At 53.8% G+C, this 15,848-nt stretch carries 14 protein-coding genes; 1 reads left to right on the top strand and 13 read right to left on the bottom strand.

Annotated features, from left to right (window positions below):
• Positions 1 to 182: 182 nt before the first annotated feature.
• Together HU175_RS08580 and yihA are read right to left on the bottom strand one after the other, a co-directional pair.
• Positions 183 to 653 (bottom strand): DUF5606 domain-containing protein, encoded by a 471-nt coding sequence (locus HU175_RS08580; RefSeq protein WP_176566199.1) that lies wholly within the window; start codon positions 651 to 653, stop codon positions 183 to 185.
• Positions 654 to 787: 134 nt separating this feature from the next.
• On the bottom strand, positions 788 to 1,414 hold the full coding sequence (gene yihA / locus HU175_RS08575) for a ribosome biogenesis GTP-binding protein YihA/YsxC (protein WP_176566198.1): 627 nt from the start codon (positions 1,412 to 1,414) through the stop codon (positions 788 to 790).
• A gap of 240 nt (positions 1,415 to 1,654) precedes the next feature.
• On the opposite strand from yihA, the gene HU175_RS08570 reads away from it, so the two are divergent.
• Positions 1,655 to 2,125 (top strand): thioredoxin family protein, encoded by a 471-nt coding sequence (locus tag HU175_RS08570; RefSeq protein WP_176566197.1) that lies wholly within the window; start codon positions 1,655 to 1,657, stop codon positions 2,123 to 2,125.
• 13 nt (positions 2,126 to 2,138) lie between these two features.
• Here HU175_RS08570 and HU175_RS08565 read toward each other — a convergent pair whose 3' ends face one another.
• The 11 genes from HU175_RS08565 to HU175_RS08520 all read right to left on the bottom strand — a co-directional run bounded on the left by HU175_RS08565 (position 2,139) and on the right by HU175_RS08520 (position 15,836).
• Positions 2,139 to 3,146 (bottom strand): hypothetical protein, encoded by a 1,008-nt coding sequence (locus tag HU175_RS08565; protein ID WP_176566196.1) that lies wholly within the window; start codon positions 3,144 to 3,146, stop codon positions 2,139 to 2,141.
• Positions 3,143 to 4,057, bottom strand: a complete 915-nt coding sequence (locus HU175_RS08560; RefSeq protein ID WP_176566195.1) for an NAD-dependent epimerase/dehydratase family protein — start codon at positions 4,055 to 4,057, stop codon at positions 3,143 to 3,145. Before HU175_RS08560 ends, HU175_RS08565 begins: the two co-directional genes overlap by 4 nt.
• A complete protein-coding gene (locus HU175_RS08555; RefSeq protein WP_176566194.1) occupies positions 4,054 to 5,304 on the bottom strand; it encodes a glycosyltransferase family 4 protein in 1,251 nt (416 codons plus the stop codon). Before HU175_RS08555 ends, HU175_RS08560 begins: the two co-directional genes overlap by 4 nt.
• Complete coding sequence (locus HU175_RS08550; RefSeq protein WP_255433124.1) at positions 5,301 to 6,749, bottom strand: heparinase II/III family protein; 1,449 nt, start codon at positions 6,747 to 6,749, stop codon at positions 5,301 to 5,303. Before HU175_RS08550 ends, HU175_RS08555 begins: the two co-directional genes overlap by 4 nt.
• A gap of 152 nt (positions 6,750 to 6,901) precedes the next feature.
• Positions 6,902 to 9,085, bottom strand: coding sequence for a bi-domain-containing oxidoreductase (locus tag HU175_RS08545; RefSeq protein WP_176566192.1), 2,184 nt, complete (start codon positions 9,083 to 9,085; stop codon positions 6,902 to 6,904).
• Positions 9,082 to 10,143 (bottom strand): non-hydrolyzing UDP-N-acetylglucosamine 2-epimerase, encoded by a 1,062-nt coding sequence (gene wecB / locus HU175_RS08540; RefSeq protein WP_255433123.1) that lies wholly within the window; start codon positions 10,141 to 10,143, stop codon positions 9,082 to 9,084. The genes HU175_RS08545 and wecB overlap by 4 nt, the downstream gene beginning before the upstream one ends.
• Positions 10,061 to 11,350 carry a Gfo/Idh/MocA family protein gene (locus HU175_RS24790; RefSeq protein WP_228724368.1) on the bottom strand — a complete coding sequence of 430 codons (1,290 nt, stop codon included), beginning with the start codon at positions 11,348 to 11,350 and terminating at the stop codon, positions 10,061 to 10,063. The genes wecB and HU175_RS24790 overlap by 83 nt, the downstream gene beginning before the upstream one ends.
• On the bottom strand, positions 11,347 to 12,474 hold the full coding sequence (locus tag HU175_RS08535; RefSeq protein WP_176566190.1) for a glycosyltransferase: 1,128 nt from the start codon (positions 12,472 to 12,474) through the stop codon (positions 11,347 to 11,349). The genes HU175_RS24790 and HU175_RS08535 overlap by 4 nt, the downstream gene beginning before the upstream one ends.
• Positions 12,471 to 13,496: a glycosyltransferase family 4 protein gene (locus HU175_RS08530; protein WP_176566189.1), complete on the bottom strand. Its 1,026-nt coding sequence runs from the start codon at positions 13,494 to 13,496 to the stop codon at positions 12,471 to 12,473. The genes HU175_RS08535 and HU175_RS08530 overlap by 4 nt, the downstream gene beginning before the upstream one ends.
• Positions 13,493 to 14,821 carry a hypothetical protein gene (locus HU175_RS08525; RefSeq protein WP_176566188.1) on the bottom strand — a complete coding sequence of 443 codons (1,329 nt, stop codon included), beginning with the start codon at positions 14,819 to 14,821 and terminating at the stop codon, positions 13,493 to 13,495. The genes HU175_RS08530 and HU175_RS08525 overlap by 4 nt, the downstream gene beginning before the upstream one ends.
• Positions 14,802 to 15,836 (bottom strand): glycosyltransferase, encoded by a 1,035-nt coding sequence (locus HU175_RS08520; protein WP_176566187.1) that lies wholly within the window; start codon positions 15,834 to 15,836, stop codon positions 14,802 to 14,804. The genes HU175_RS08525 and HU175_RS08520 overlap by 20 nt, the downstream gene beginning before the upstream one ends.
• Between the last annotated feature and the right edge of the window lie 12 nt (positions 15,837 to 15,848).

The raw sequence follows: 15,848 nt of genomic DNA, 5'->3' as shown, positions 1-15,848 counted from the left end.
CGCCAACAGTAAATCGGTCTTTTTTCTTACGTCTTTTTCTCTTTTGTCTCACGTCTTTTCTCTAAAAACACTAAAAAGCCGCGAAACCAAGGGTCATCGCGGCTTTTCTGTTCTCACTGAAAATGGAGACTTTTTGTTAAAGTCTAACTATCGATTAGATAACTAGACTAAAGCAAAAGTGATTATGCTTTTGTTTCTTCTTCCGTCGTTTCGGTTGTTTCTTCGGCCGACGCTGGGGCTTCTTCCGTCGTAGCCTCAAACACTTCGGGCGCATACTGACGCAGGATGTTGTACCAGCTGATCAGCTTTTTGATGTCTGTTGGCCGCACCCGCTCCCGATCGTAGTTAGGCACGACCGAAGTCATAAATTCAGCCAATTCCTCGTTCGAGCCCTTCGGATCGGCCGTCAGGTTCTCGCCGTACTTTTCGTTGATCACCAGCAGGACGTCGCTCAGCGGCATCGACTGCTCATCGTTATCATCTACGTAGATTGAAATATCGTTCAGGACCGATACACGAGCCGTTGGGCCCATCATGGTCTTGGCTTTTTTATCGTCCAGAGATTCCACAATAACACCGGCCCGGCCTGGTTTCAGAATCCGGTATAAGCCGCTGTAACCGGCAACGTTGGCAATCTGTTTTAATGCTTCCATAGGTACGCGTAATAAATTGGTAACGTCTGTTTTGGGCGACGTATTGCTTGATTAGGGGATTACTTGTTTTTAGAATTATACGTTAACGAGCGCGCAAATGTGGCTAACCGGGACGCAAAAAACGCGACTTGTTATTAATATTTCCTTTTAGCCTTTTCATTCTGCCAGAACTCTTCATTCAGTGGCCGGATAAACGACAGAATATCCTCACGACCCACCGCCGTAACAGCCGACGTAACAAATAGCTCTGGAACCTCCTCCCAGCTCTCCAGCAGACGGGCCCGGTAGTTGTCTATTGCCGCCTGCAACTTGGTTGGTCCGAGTTTTTCGGTTTTTGTGAACACAATTACGAACGGAAGGCCCCGGTCGCCCAGGTTCTCCATGAAGTCAAGATCAATTTTCTGCGGTTCGATGCGCGAGTCGACCAGTACGAAAATACAGAGCAGATTGGGCCGCCCGGTCAGGTAACCATCGATCAGAGCCGCGAATTTTTCCCGGTCAGTTTTACTAACCTGCGCGTAGCCATATCCCGGCAAATCAACCAGATACCAGTCATTGTCGATGATAAAGTGATTAATAAGCTGGGTTTTACCCGGTTTACCCGAAATCTTGGCCAGTGAGTTTCGTCCCGTCAGCATGTTAATCAGCGAAGACTTACCGACATTCGAACGGCCGATGAACGCATATTCGGGCCGGTCGGGCTTGGGGCATTTAGCAGGATCGGAGTTGCTGACGAAAAATTCGGATTGTTTGACGGGCATGGCGTTGATGACTAAAACGGCCGCAAAGTTCGTAAAGATTATGCAGAATGGCACGTAACCTGCTTAATCCATTCGTAACAGCCAGCTGCAAAGCCCAGCAAATTAGTCCGATCATTGCTATTATTCAGCCGGTCAGCTAATTTGCCATGGAAAACAAACGACCGCCGGAAACGAAAGCCGTTAGCTGGTACGTTATAAACACAGAAAACCATTTTAAGACCACCGGTTTCCGGTTCGACTATGAAAAAAGTGTTTTGGGTACTAACTCTTCTGATTGCCGGACTCGGCACTGTACCAACCGATGCCGCCCGACGGACGATTGACGTAAACAAAGCCGGTGATAAAAAGCCCACCGCCAGCGCCGAAACAGGAATCAAATTCACCGAAGCCTCCTGGAAGGAAATTCTGCAAAAAGCAAAAGCCGAGAAAAAGGTGATTTTCTTCGACGCTTATGCGAGCTGGTGCGGCCCCTGCAAAATGATGCAGAAAAATGTGTTTACACAGAAAAGCGTGGGCGACCTATACAACAGCAAGTTTATCAACGTAAAGATGGATATGGAAAAAGGGGAAGGACCAAGCCTGTCTGCGGTCTATCCTCTGGAAGCTTATCCCACGCTGATGTTTATCGACGGTAATGGTCGTGTGCTGAAGAAAGTAATTGGTGGGATGTCAGCTGAAGATCTGATTAGCCTCGGCAAGAGCATCCGGTAAGCACTTACTACTCTTATTGTAAAGCCGTTTCCATACCCGGAAGCGGCTTTTTTTGTGCCGTTACATAGGTTAGTCGCCATTTCGCACTTATGTAAACAACCGACAAGCCTGCCAGGATCAGGGAGGCAGTTAGCCACTGGACCTCAACCGGTTTTTCGAGAGTTATCAGTAGCAATACGTTCAGGAGCAGTTGCACGAACGCGTACACACCCGACACCCGCCGATGTGACCAGCCTCCTTTGCGAACCAGTTCCTGAAATAGATGCATCCGGTGCGGCAACAGAATATTCTGGCGCAGGTAGAGCCGTTTCACAATCGTCAGCACAGTATCAACTCCGTACACCGCCAGCAACAGCACAGGCAGGTAAGTTTTGTACTGCAACACAGCAGCCAGAACTCCCTGCAGTACGATAAAGGCCACCGTTATACTGCCAACATCACCCGCAAAGCAGATAGCCCGGCGACGGACGTTAAATCCGGCGAAGACCAGCAGAGCCAGCATTTCAACCTTGAACAGCAACGAATACGTATCGGTAGCTTTCGTTTGACTCAGGTAGAGCAGCGTTCCTAACGTCAGCAGACTATACAAGGCGGTCATCCCATTGACGCCATCCATAAAATTGTACGCGTTCAGCATCGCGACACATACAAACAGCATAACCAGGCTAGAACCATTCTCAAACCCAAATAGGCCGTTCTGATACAGCAACAGCGCGCCGGCAAGCCCCTGCACAAGAAGCCGAATAGGACTGGGAACGGAGCGTAGGTCATCCATAAAGCTTATGCCCGCTACCAATACCGATCCAAGATAGAACCACGGCTTAGCAAAACCTGAGCCGGCAAACACGCCCATAGCTGCCACCCAACAGATTATGCCTCCACCCCGCACAATCGCCCGATCCGTATGCATGCTTCGTTCATTAGGAAGATCGATGATACGAAATTGGCGGGCGAGTCGCAGATAGGCCAGCTCGGCCCCCAGCAGCATCAGTCCAGTTGCGAGCCAGGCAAGGTTCGTCATACAAACAGATCGAGGACCGGGCGAGGATTCCAGCCGAGTTTTTGCCGGGCTGCTTCGTCGGAAAACGTAAGTGAAGATGTAAGTTTGGTAAGCGCAGTTGTATTCATGGGAAAACGCCCACCGATTACGGTATTGATGCCATCGCCCAGACGCGCCAATAGACGAGCTTGGCCTGACGAAATTGACAGCCGAATACGTCGGTTGGCCTGACGAGCCAGTGTATCTTCCAGTTCGCGAACGCTCGGATGGTACCCATCCGTCAGATTATACGTGCCGCCGACGGCAGCCGCCCGTAACAAAATAGCCGCTACATCGTCGGCCCGCACCATGCTTCGACGCGCAGCCCCGTCGCCCAGCCGAACGTAGTACCCCTGTCTGATTGCTCTGGCCAACGCCCCCAGATTACCATTGGGTTGCCGGGCAGCTACGAGTGGTAACCGCAGAACCGTCAGACATACCTCATTCTGATCGGCCCAGGTCCGGACGATCTCTTCGGCTTGCGCTTTGCTTTTGCCGTAGACATCAGTAGGTGCACAGGGCGTTTGCTCATTGAGCAGCCATCCTGCAGAACGGCCATACGCCAGCACAGAACTGATATAAATAAACGACTTGGGTAGTACAGCCTGCCGGTCCAGCGCAGCCAATAATCGACGAGTTCCCAGTACGTTTACCTGTTCGTACTCCCGGCGTTCGGTTTCTGTTCGTGGGGAAGAATGTGCCTTCCCAGCAGCATGAATGACGCACATCGGATTCTGAATCGATAGCTTCGGTTCTTCGCGGGCGAGGTCGCAGTGAATGTGCCGATGGCTGGCGACTGCCCGTCCGAGCGTCGTTATATTATGCCCCCGGCCTAGTTCGGCCAGAATATAGTGTCCCAGAAAACCGGAAGCCCCCGTCAGCACAATATTCATGACCAGGCGGACTTGTAAAATTTGAGTTCAGGTAACCACTGGGTATGAATAGGATTTCCTTTGCTCAAAATACACGATGCCATCGCCTGCATGATAATTCGCCGGCCAAACAGTTGCTTAAAGGCGGGCCGGGGCGTGGTCAGGTAAGGTGTTTCGCGCAACTGCGTGACCAATGACGTAACATCGCCGGGGGCAAACAAAATGCTATTAGGCAGATACTCGGTGACAAACTGAGCAGCATATCCCGCGACGCCAGCAACAATAGGTTTATTGGTAGCGCCATACTCAAATAGTTTTGACGGCAACACCCGCCTGAATGCGTGCAGGTCATTCAGGTGAACAAACAGATAATCGGCCCGCTGGTAATAGGCAATCAGCTCGTTCCGGCTCACCGGTGGGTAACACGTCACATTTGTCAGCCCTTTTCGTTCGATGGATCGCTTCAGTTTTTCCAGGCCGCTCCCCGCCCCAATGACGACAAATCGGAAATCGTCGCCCAGTTCACTGGCGGCCGCCGGAATGATGGTATGCAGCCCCTGTCCATCGCCAATATTACCGGCGTAGAGCAGTACTTTTACCGGCGCTGTCTGCGGGAGCGTAATGGGCTGACTCATAAATTCGTCATCGATACCATTGGTAAAGTAACTATACGTAGCCCGCCGGTATCGGGTGAAATAAGGCTGAAATCCTTCCGATACGAGGTTGATATGAGTTGCATACCCGAACGTGTACCGTTCAACGAGCCAGAGTAACGGAGCCAGTCCCAGACGCAGGCCCGACAGCATGCCGAGTTTTCGCTTCAGAAGTTCCAGTATGGTTTCCCGGAACAGGTCGCGAACGTCCAGAAACAGACCTGCCCGCTGTTTGCGAGCCAGTTTTGCGCCTAGAAACGCCGTAAACAGGCGGGACGATGAAGCAACCACCTGCGAATAAGTTTGCCACTGAGCCAGTTGATGAGCCGCCCAGAAATACGCCCAGAAAGCCATGATCTGTCCCCAGAATCCACTATCATGCGCTGGCACTTTCACCCGGTGAATTATGACCCGGCAGCCCGTTGGCGTTACGTACACCTCTTTTTCGGGCGCCGACTGCCGGAAGGATGCGTAGCGGTTAGGCTGTGTTGTCACAACATGAATCGTATCGCCAGCCCGTAACTGATGACCCAGTTCTTTAACCAGCGCAGTATTCCGAAACGACCCGGCACTCAGATCAGGTTCGAAATAAAATGTCAGATAAAGTAATGTCATGCGATAAGCGTCAGTTTAGTCTCCAGTTTTGTGGAAAACGTTATTTCCAGACACAATCCAGACCGGAGCCGGTTGAATCCTTCCGCTAATTCATAGGTTGTCAACCGCATCGATAACGGTTCGTCTGCCTGGCCCTGTATGCGCCACGGCCCGGCAATAACTCCGTCTGAAACGCGGGTTACCGCTACATCCGGGTGAATGTAATAGCGCGCTATGGCCTTCAAAGTTACGTTCTTACGCTGATTATCAACAAAATCGATGATTTGTATACTATTCGGTAGGGCTATCCACTGCCGCTCGTGGTTGATTTTCAGGTGTCGATACCCATTGTGACGGGCCCGTAACAGGGAATTGGTATGCTCCAGAATCTGCACCCGCGCCCGGCGACCAACTCTGAATACCGACCAGACTTCCGAAGAATTTTGCCCGGCCACCTCGACCGTATTGTGTGCAGCCGTACTCCGTTCCCAGTTCCGGCGGGCACCGGGCTGGTAAGTCGACGTGCCACTATCAACCAGGATCGGCTGCTGGCCAGCGTATAGCACGAATGAGAACGTATCGGCATGGGCGTGTCCCGGCTGGTGGTCGGGGCCAATATCGCCGACGTCGACCACCAGTTTGTAGCGCGGCAGCAGAAACGCCCGGTAGCCGGTGCTGGCCAGGTTTACAACCGATGGTCTGGGTACAGTTGTTACTTCGGGTAACAGCTGAGTAGCTTTCTGACGGAGTTCCCTCGTGGTGGGTGCAGCCCCCCATGCAGCATCGTTCACCATCGGTATGTCGCCATTGGCGAATGTCATGCTTTCCAGCCAGCTCAGCATCTGCCAGGCTTTCTGAATCAGAAGCTGCTGAAACGACCAGTCGGCCCGCCAGTTGGTTGACCGCACAATCAGGATACTGTCCAGCAGCCGGTCGAGGAGTACCTGGTGGTACACGGGGCTTCGTTCTTCGTGACCGCCATCGGCCAGTAGCTGGCTCTGCAGTTCGCTACGGATCAGAGATGTGGCTTTCTGCAACCAGTTGCGCTGCCGAAAATACATCGCTCCCGCCAGCAGGGCAAAGCCGTTTTCCAGCAGGTGATTCCCTGCCAGATGATGTTCCAGCCGATGGTTTAGCAGTTTTACCTGAGCGAATAGGTGTCGGTCGATTAGAGCACTACTGTATTGAAACCGAGACAGAAACTGGATCCAATTCATGATCCGTAACGACGTGGGGTAAGCCTCCAATGCTGTTCGCAGGGCGGGTGTTTGCCGGACAAAATTCAGCATAAGGATCAGCCCCGTTTCCTGTGACATGTCGGGCTGATTGAGAAAATCAAAATAATTCAGCTGATATGTCCAGAGTTTCCCGTTGGCCGCGTACTCCCAGTCGATGGCAAGCGCTTTGCCGCGCTGAAAACAAACCAACTGGTTCAGAAACGTCATGTTGCCTGCTTGCCAGCTCATAGTCTTTTTAGCCTGGGGAACAGTAACAAACGTAGCGGGAGGAGCCTGCGCAGGTAATCGAATCCGGGGTCTCCTGCGCAGCCGGTGCCATAGCAACTCGAGAAGTTGCCGCCTGCGCAAATGCCGGATAGTACGCCAGTAAAGGCCAGCTTTCATAGCATACCAATGGGGATTGGTTCGACAATAGAATCAGCCGATGCAACATCGACCCAGCGTTGTTCGCGCAGACTTTGCAGTGCTGCCAGCATGGTCTGGCTTGTGTTGATCAGTTCAGCAAAAGGAATCAAAGGTTCGCCACCCGTTCTCAGTTGGGCGAGCAACCGCTGCATCTGTACCGTATGGCCTTTGTCCTGCCGCCCGGACTGTTTTGAGAAGCGAGGGAAGCCATACCCTCTGAGCGTTCGAAAATTCTCCAGTACCAGCGTCCGCTCCAGCGAGTAAACCTCCACGCGCTCTTTGGCGTAGGCTTTGCTGCCGTTCGCAAAGTAATTGAGGACACCCGTCGATCCGTTTTCATACTGAAGCAGCAGGCTACCCGAATCCGTCGTTTCGGTTGGCTTCTTCCCCATCGCGTTCATGCAGACGCTGCGAACCCGGCTCCCCGTCAGAAATGTAATCAGATCGACGTAGTGACAGGCCTCACCCAGAATCCGCCCTCCGCCAACGAATCGGTCGTGCACCCAGGACGTATCAGGCACCGCACCCGCGTTCATTGTGGCGACGATATTCATAGGAATGTTTACTGATTGAGGACCACCCAGCAGAGATTTCATTTTTTCGGCCAGGGGCGCAAACCGGCGATTGAATCCCACCATCACCATTCGTCCGGTAGTCTGCTGCGCTGCAATGACCGCACTGAGTTCGGCCTCCGTGATTACTAGTGGTTTCTCGACAAATACGTGTTTGCCAGCCCGCATCGCTTCGATAGCCAGTCGGGCATGGCTGTTATGGCGAGTTGCGATTACACACAAGTCGATGGCGGGCTCGTTCAGCAGTTGTTCGTAGTCGGATGTGCTAAAGGGTACGTCGAATTTTCTGGCCAGCAACGTGGCACTTAACCCGCTCTTACTGGCGATCATGCGCAGATCAGCACCCACTCGTTTCAGCGCTGGCACCAGTACTGCGGTCGAAAAATTCCCCGCACCGATTACGCCCACAACACCTGCTCCAGCCGACGGACGAACGTCCCGAAGCTGCTGAATCGTCGCCCGGTTCGTTGTTCCGGGATACGTCAATAATTGAGCAATGACCGGTTCTGATGGTTGACTGAGCTGGTCGATACGGCTGTATATTTCGTAGTAATTTTCAAGCGGCACCACCGCCGAAATCAGCGATGCTACGTCCAGTTGACCTGTCTGAATAAAGGCCAAAACAGCCTCAAAGTTACGATTGGCCGTCCAGCGCACGTACGGCAGCGGATAATCCATGCCGCGTTGTTCATAACTCTCGTCGTAGCGCCCGGGACCATACGAACAGGCCACCTGAAAGGTCACTTCGTTGCGGTAAAAATCAGTCCGGTTTAACGACAGCCCGGCGGTTCCCACCAGGATAATTCGTCCCTGCCCCCGATTCATCCGGGCGGCCTGCGCCAGTACGTCGTTGCTCTGCGTTGCGGTGGCAACAATAACCCCGTCAGCGCCGGCACCATTCGTCAGTGCCAGTACGGCCTTGACGGGGTCGATCGCATACGGATCCAGAACGGTAACACCCCGCTGCTCGGCCAGTCGCCGTTTGGTGCTGTCGGGCTCTATACCAATCACCCGGCAGCCGTTGATACGTAGCAGATCTGCCGTCAGCAGGCCAACGAGTCCTAAGCCGATTACTACCGCTGTCTCACCCAGTGTCGCTTTCAGCAGGTGAACAGCATGAATACCCACAGCGCCAATCACCGCAAACGCAGCCTCATCGTCCGATATTCCATCGGGCACGGGCGCTACCAGCATGCGGGGTACACAAACAAACTCGGCATGTGGTCCGTTTGACACCACCCGATCGCCAATGCGCAGATCCGCAATCCCCTCGCCAAGGGCAACGACAGTACCGACATTGCAATACCCCAGTGGCAGTGGCTGGTCAAGTTTTCGACGTACCGCCGTTACGGTCGGCCACAAACCATCAGCCCGGACCTTGGCCAGAACCTCCCGCACTCGGTCCGGTTGTTGCCATGCCTTTGTCAGCAGACTACCCCGCCCGAACTCGACCAGCATTCGTTCGGTCCCCATCGACACCAGCGACCGGCGCGTCTGAATCAGCACCTGTCCCCTGCCGCAGGTTGGCACGGGGACTTCTGTGAGCCGGGTTTCGCCCGTGCGAAGATCCTGTATCAGCTGTTTCATCCCTCGTTAGCCTTTACTAGAATATCCACGATCCGGTCGGCGGTATGCCCATCCCATAGGGGCGGTAGCTGACTCGGTTTGACCCGGCCAGCCAGCAGTTCGACCAGCTTCAGCCGGGCGGTTTCCGGGTTCAGGTCGGCCACAAGCTGATTTGTTCCCAGCTCAATAGTAACGGGCCGCTCCGTCCTTTCCCGGAAGGTCAGGCACGGAACCCGCAGATAGGTAGTTTCTTCCTGAATGCCGCCGGAATCGGTCATGACGACAGCTGCGTGTTCCATCAGGTTTAGAAATTCCAGGTAGCCCTGGGGCTCCAGCAGCAGTACGTTTGACGAGGTATCCAGTTGAGTCAGTAACCCCAGTTTATCCAGATTAGCCCGCGTGCGAGGATGTACTGGCCACACGACCGTTCGATACTGCGAGGCACAATCGATAAGTTGTAAAATTCGCCCCAGTCCCGTCTGCGTATCCACGTTTGAAGGCCGATGCATGGTTGCCAGGATGTAACTACGGGACTGTAGCCCGAACGCTCTGACACTGTTTACACGGCTGGCTTTGCTGCGATGCTGAATCAGAGAGTCGACCATTACGTTCCCAACGAAATAGACGTTTGCCGGATTGATGCCTTCCCGCCTAAGGTTATCGAGCCCAGCCTGCTCCGTTACGAACAGGCAGTCGGCTAAGGCGTCGGTCAGGATGCGGTTTATCTCTTCGGGCATCGTTCGGTCGCCCGACCGTAGACCGGCTTCAACGTGTGCGATTCGAATGCCCAGCCGATTGGCCGCCAGCGCGCAGGCCAGTGTACTGGTTACGTCGCCGATGACAACGACCCAGTCGGGCTGTTCCTCAATCAGAATCGGCTCAAATCGCTGCATAATCTCGGCGGTCTGCTGCGTTGGCGTTCCTGTACTGACACCCAGATAGTAATCGGGTTCGGGGAGATCAAGCTGCTGAAAAAATACGGCACTCATTCGAACATCATAATGCTGCCCCGTATGCACTAGCTTCGGGGTAATCTGGGAGCGATTCATCAATGCCCGATGCAACGGGGCTGCTTTCATAAAGTTCGGCCGGGTACCGACGACGGTCAGGATGTTCATGAGTGGGCAGGGTACGTACTATTGTCACTGTATCGGCCTCCAGCCGGGCCAGTTCTTCGGCTATCTTAAAGCGGCTGGTGAGCGAACCTGAATTCACCTGCTCGCTAATATGTAGTGTCAGCAATGTCGACAACTCCACTTCCCACCAGTCGCGATTATCGGCCCGAAACGGCTGTAGTGTCGCTCGCTCGTGGCCCACGTCTTTGGGCGAAAAGCGCCACCGTTCTCGATGCTTTCCCTGCCACAGGGTCATACGCCGGAAATCGTCGATATGAGCGATGAGGTCGTTATACTGAAGATTGATCTGTTCACTAACCCCTTCGAACGGTTCTGACCGGGCGGTGAGCATCAGGCTTATCAGGTCATGGCGATCGGTGGTAAACGTGATGGTCAGATTGTCGTCGGGCTCGGCAGGATTCGCGCGTACAATGCCGATGTCGAACCAGTCCGGTAACCCCCGCCAGGCAAGCACATGCATCATCAAATCGATCCAGTGCCCCAGGTTTCCGCAAATTCGGCTTCCTTCTTCGGGCCGACGATACCAGTGATCAAACGGAATCCGGTGACCGTTCACGACGCAACTGAGGCTGAAAGCACCGGTTGTAGGCCCTCCGGTTACGTACGGCCTAAGCAGTTGGATACCCGATGCGTAGGGTCGGTTATACCCCGCATAAAGCCGGGCGGATGATTGCCGTTGGGCGGCCCGTAACTCGGCCAATTGCGCCCGCGTTACGGCAATGGGCTTCTCTAGGTATACATCGACCCCACGGGCTAACAAAGCCACGGCGTAAGGTGTATGCGATGCGTGATTGGACGCGATATAGACCCGCTTCAGTGACGGATTCGCCAACAGCGTAGCAAGGGTCGGAGCTACGCTTCGAAAACGGTAGAATTTGGCCAGGGTTTCGGCCTGCTGCGGGTCGGTATCATAAGCGTCCAGAAAAATGGCACCCTGCCGTTTGCGCAGAAAGAACGCCAGACTAGTAAACGCAAACTGGCCGCACCCGATGAACGACGTATCGGCAGCGTCCTTCTTCTGTCCGAAACGAGGTAAGCGCATCCAGCGCATTCGCCCGATCACCTTGTTTATCGTACGCGACCAGCCGTATAGGCCAGCGTATCGCCACACTTTGGCCAGGCGATACCGGAAGTCTGTAGGTTCATTCATACTGCCTGGCCGGTATAAAGAGTCTGCCATTGTGCTACGTTCGCCATGATATCAAACCGCTGATGGGCCAGCGCATGCGCCCGGTTCCGGTAAGCCCGGTACTGATCATCAGGCATGGTCAAATACGTATCGATTGTCTTTCCGAGCGTTTCCGGATCATTGACAACCCAGTTACCAACCTGCTCCGTTTCGAGCAGTTGCCACGGGGTACCGGTCGATGCAATAACGGGCGTTCCCTGGGCCAGCGACTCCATAACGACGTTGCCGAAATTTTCAGAGTGCGACGGTAAAATCGTGACCTGAGCCCGGGCGTAGAGCATTTCTTTGCGCGCACCCTCCACCTCACCGATGAACAATACCCTATCCATCAGACCGCGTTGCTGTACCTGTTCAATCAGCCGCTGCCGGTAGCCATTTATGTCTTGCCCGGCAATGATTAATTGATAGTCGCTCGCCCAAAACAGCTCCGACTGCGCCACTGCATCAATCAATCGGTCAATCGCTTTGATCGGGTGCAGTCGGCCAATGAACAGTAGATAGGGGTGGATCTTGTGGGACACGTCAATGGCCCCAACTGGCTCAGGCAGTTCCATCATATTCGTTACCGCCCGAACTGTTACAGTCGGCCCCAGTTGCTGTCGAATCTGGGCAACCTCTTCGGCACTGGTCGCGTGAAACGTAACACCCTGACATACCCGTCGAATCAAACTCAGTACCACCCGTTTACGCCAGGGACTGAACCTCAGCGCAACTGGGCTTAACTCACCGTGGGGCGTCCAGACAATCCGTTTCCGAACTAGTTTGGCCAGCCACACAAATACCAGCGAACTGGGATAAAACAAGCTGTTAACGTGGACTACATCAACCTGGCGAATGGTTCTCCAGCCGTACCAAAGGTGCCGCAACGGCAGGTAGAAGTGTGGATTACGGGTGTAAATCACACGGCCGCAGTCGAGCGTTACCCAGCGGTTGAGCGGAGTGGACGTTGGTTGGTCCTGCGAAGTAGCGACAACCGTTACCTGGTACCCAGCGCGGGTTAGCGCTTTGGACTGCCAGTAAATAGAATTACTCGGACCGCCTTTCTGCGCGGGATAAAACCAGTCGGCGGAGATCATGATTTTCATACGGCCACGCTGGTTAGAATTTTTTCACGCAGCACCTGCTGATAAACTGTGCTATACGCGCCGGCCGCGGTTTCGAGGGAATACCGCCGGGCGTTGGCGTAACCAGCCTGAATTAATTCATTCCGGTACCCTTCGTCCTGCATGATCCGCAGAATTCCCGCCCGAATGGACGCAACGTCAAACGGATCAACCAAGTGGGAGGCTGATCCAGCTATCTCGCACATGGGCGACAGGTCGGATGTAACAACAACCCGCCCGACGGCGTTGGCTTCCAGAATAGGCAGGCCAAAGCCTTCGTAAGTCGACACGAACGTAATCAGATCACAGCGTTTATAGAGGGTTACTAGGGTCTGTAAGTCCAGATCAACGTAGTGCTCGTAGTGAATCTGCTTCTGATTCAAATTTGTTAGTTGTTCCTCCGTCAACGGACCCACGATCAGAAGCTCACAGCAAATTCCCTCGAGTGCAGTTATCAATCGATCCAGGTTCTTGTGCGGAGCCGTGCCCACTTGTAGCAGTACCGGACACTCACTACGAAAGGAGACTGGTTGACGGGTAAACAGGGGATGATAGCCGTTTGAAATGACGACCGCTTTTTGCGCAATCGGCCCTACGTACCGAATCAGTTCCTGTCGGGTTTTGTCCGACACAACCGTAACGACCGTTGCCCACCGAACCGGCAAGTAATACCAGAACAGCCAGAAGAATGCGAAACGTAGCGGTCGTCTGCGGTTCTTCTCCAGCGTAACGCAGTCATGAACAGTCAGCACCGTTTGGCGTCGGGGCAGTGCCAGTGCTACGTAGTGAACGTCGCCGGTAATATGCACCAGTCCGGCTCCGGCAGCAGCCTTTCTGGCTACCTGCATATTACGCCAGAGCGTTTGCCAGCTTCTGCCAATATGCGGCAACTGCACACGTTTTGTAGTATATCCCAGCTGCTCCACTACCCGGCGAACAGCGCTGAACTGCTCTTCGATACTGTATCCAGTACCAGTGCTTCGGAAGACATACGTAATGGTCATAGTGAAATCCTGACGCGTTTAAAAAGCCAGAAAAGCAGCGCAATGAAAATCAGATTATTGACCAGACTCCCCCAGGTCGACAGCAGGTCAGTTTCCATCGTCAGGCAACCGATGAACAGAACCGGCAGCCACAGTACGGCCGATGGTACCCGCTCTGCTACCCGAAAAACGGCCTGAAAAATACCGCTCAGCACTAGCCCGTATAGCCACGAAAAGGCAATACCACTATAGCCAAAATTGACGTACCCCTCGCCCACCGGCGAGAGATTGATGCTGGTATTCTGCGACTGCGGCAGACTCGTGAAGCGTCGGATATTTTCGTAGCCCCCCGTCTGCGGTTTTTCCGGCCAGAGCAGCCGGGGTACGAATGGATACAGAAACGTCAGCAGTACTTCACCGCTGGCGAACGCTTCGTGAGTCGGCACTTTTGCCATTGCGCTACCAATCATTCGCCCCTGGTTGAAGCGGGCCAGCGACAGGTACAGGTGCGGCAGGTTCCAGATTTTTTCGGGCTGGGTCAGGCGATCGATCAGCAGCTCACCCAGCAAGGCTGGATTGCTGCTACGTTCACCCCGCTGATAGCCCCAGGTATTTCGGCGGTACTCGCCCTTCACCGACTGAATAATCAGCAAAAGCGTACAGACAAGAATGACAGTAGCTGACTTTAGCTGTGGCGACAGGGGCGTTTGCTGGCCTGCGGCAAAAAACAGCAGTAGCAGCATCAGCCAGAAAAACAGATCGCCGAACATTCCTTCCCGGACTGTGTACAGCAGTAACGCGCCAGACACAATACCCAGAATGACCTCTTTGAATGGGCTGTTGGCGTAATAGGCGTAAAAAACGCTGATGAACAGGCAGTAAGATGGCAGCGCTCCCACAATCGTCGGGGCGTCCGGGAAAGCAGTTTTTACCGTAAATCCACCCAGTCCAATGAGCAGCAACACCAACGCCACCCGGCTCTTATCCTGAAGATATTCCCTGGCGGCCTGAATGTATCCCTGGTGATTCAGTTTCTGTTCGGACCACCGCCGGGTCAGGCCAATGTAAAAAGCGATATAGGCGGGCAATGCGTAGCCAAGGTATTCCGCTGACTCAACCGGCATGGATGCGGGAAAGACCCAATACGTAATCGTCGGCACCAGCAGTAATTCGAGGGCAGCAATGAAGGCAATGACCTCCAAGATGGCGATTTTCTGCCCTACCCTAGCCAGCAAAACTACTCCGGCGTACCAGGTTGCGGCTACGGACAGCGCTTCGGGAAGCGTTGCGCCAACGAGTTGCCAGCATAGCCCGCCAGCTAATAAACTACCTCCCCACCGTTTCATAAGCTGTCGACGATGAAGATTGCAGACCAGTGATACGCAGCAGTTGGCTGACTCGTTGATCGATGGTGTGGTATTTCTGAAAGTGCTGGTACTGCTGCTCAGCGAGTTCGTAACGCTCGTCAGGACGGCTCAGGTAGTAGCGGATTTTATCGATAGCATCGGTTATGGTGCCGAAGGTAACGCGCTCCGTCGGTATGCCTGAATAGTCGTCCAGCGTCGGTTTGTGATCACACAGTTGAAAAGCGCCGATACCGTTAATCTCAAAGTATTTCTGGTTGGCCGACGTCACCTCAGCGTAGTGGAGATTATTGAAAACAATCCGGGCACCATACAACAGTTGGTTCTTTTCTTCACCGACCAGGTAGCGCCCCCGGAAGGCCGATTTCACAGCTGCGTTCAGATACGGCCCTTCCATTCCGAACACGACAACGTTGATACCCGCCCGGATTAACTGCTCAACCATCCGGGCGCGGTAAGCATATAAACCGCCGTAAACCAATACGTCCATATTGGTAGTACGCTCAGCATCGGCTTTGCTGATTGTGGGCTTCCGGTGTATTCGCGGATTAAAGCCTTCGGGCAGATAATACGCGGGTAGTCCGGCCTTGTCGCGCAGGGCACTGACTACGTATGGCTCCTTGGAAAAATAGCAATCGTAATCCGATGCGATGATCTGCTGCTTTTCCAGATTAGTCAGCGCATCGGGATTAATCTGCGCAATGGTAACACCGGGCAGTTGTCGTTTCAATTGGTCGACCAACACCGGGTGCATCGTCCGGTATATGACCAGCACCAGATCCGGCCGATTTGCCACAATCCGAGTAGCTATCCGTTCGGCAACCAACCGGTCATACGTTTCGTTAAACCGGGCGGCCCAGTACGTAAGTTTAGCAGGCAGAAATACTTCGGCGGCCGGATCGACAATGAGCGTCGTATGACCAAGCACCTGCAACGCATCACTCAGGTGATACTCCAGCGAATCGAACGCCGGGCTCCCAACAAGAATCACATGCATGGTCCGTCGGGG

The organism is Spirosoma sp. KUDC1026 (assembly GCF_013375035.1).
Lineage (GTDB): Bacteria > Bacteroidota > Bacteroidia > Cytophagales > Spirosomataceae > Spirosoma.
The sequence above is the reverse complement of the archived record's forward strand: the minus strand, read 5'-3'. Positions and strand labels throughout refer to the sequence as shown.

Excerpts from the sequence above, each read along its gene's own strand:
- HU175_RS08580 (WP_176566199.1), bottom strand. The coding sequence starts at position 653 with ATGGAAGCATTAAAACAGATTGCCAACGTTGCCGGTTACAGCGGCTTA.
- yihA (WP_176566198.1), bottom strand. The coding sequence starts at position 1,414 with ATGCCCGTCAAACAATCCGAATTTTTCGTCAGCAACTCCGATCCTGCT.
- HU175_RS08570 (WP_176566197.1), top strand. The coding sequence starts at position 1,655 with ATGAAAAAAGTGTTTTGGGTACTAACTCTTCTGATTGCCGGACTCGGC.
- HU175_RS08565 (WP_176566196.1), bottom strand. The coding sequence starts at position 3,146 with ATGACGAACCTTGCCTGGCTCGCAACTGGACTGATGCTGCTGGGGGCC.
- HU175_RS08560 (WP_176566195.1), bottom strand. The coding sequence starts at position 4,057 with ATGAATATTGTGCTGACGGGGGCTTCCGGTTTTCTGGGACACTATATT.
- HU175_RS08555 (WP_176566194.1), bottom strand. The coding sequence starts at position 5,304 with ATGACATTACTTTATCTGACATTTTATTTCGAACCTGATCTGAGTGCC.
- HU175_RS08550 (WP_255433124.1), bottom strand. The coding sequence starts at position 6,749 with ATGAGCTGGCAAGCAGGCAACATGACGTTTCTGAACCAGTTGGTTTGT.
- HU175_RS08545 (WP_176566192.1), bottom strand. The coding sequence starts at position 9,085 with ATGAAACAGCTGATACAGGATCTTCGCACGGGCGAAACCCGGCTCACA.
- wecB (WP_255433123.1), bottom strand. The coding sequence starts at position 10,143 with ATGAAAGCAGCCCCGTTGCATCGGGCATTGATGAATCGCTCCCAGATT.
- HU175_RS24790 (WP_228724368.1), bottom strand. The coding sequence starts at position 11,350 with ATGAATGAACCTACAGACTTCCGGTATCGCCTGGCCAAAGTGTGGCGA.
- HU175_RS08535 (WP_176566190.1), bottom strand. The coding sequence starts at position 12,474 with ATGAAAATCATGATCTCCGCCGACTGGTTTTATCCCGCGCAGAAAGGC.
- HU175_RS08530 (WP_176566189.1), bottom strand. The coding sequence starts at position 13,496 with ATGACCATTACGTATGTCTTCCGAAGCACTGGTACTGGATACAGTATC.
- HU175_RS08525 (WP_176566188.1), bottom strand. The coding sequence starts at position 14,821 with ATGAAACGGTGGGGAGGTAGTTTATTAGCTGGCGGGCTATGCTGGCAA.
- HU175_RS08520 (WP_176566187.1), bottom strand. The coding sequence starts at position 15,836 with ATGCATGTGATTCTTGTTGGGAGCCCGGCGTTCGATTCGCTGGAGTAT.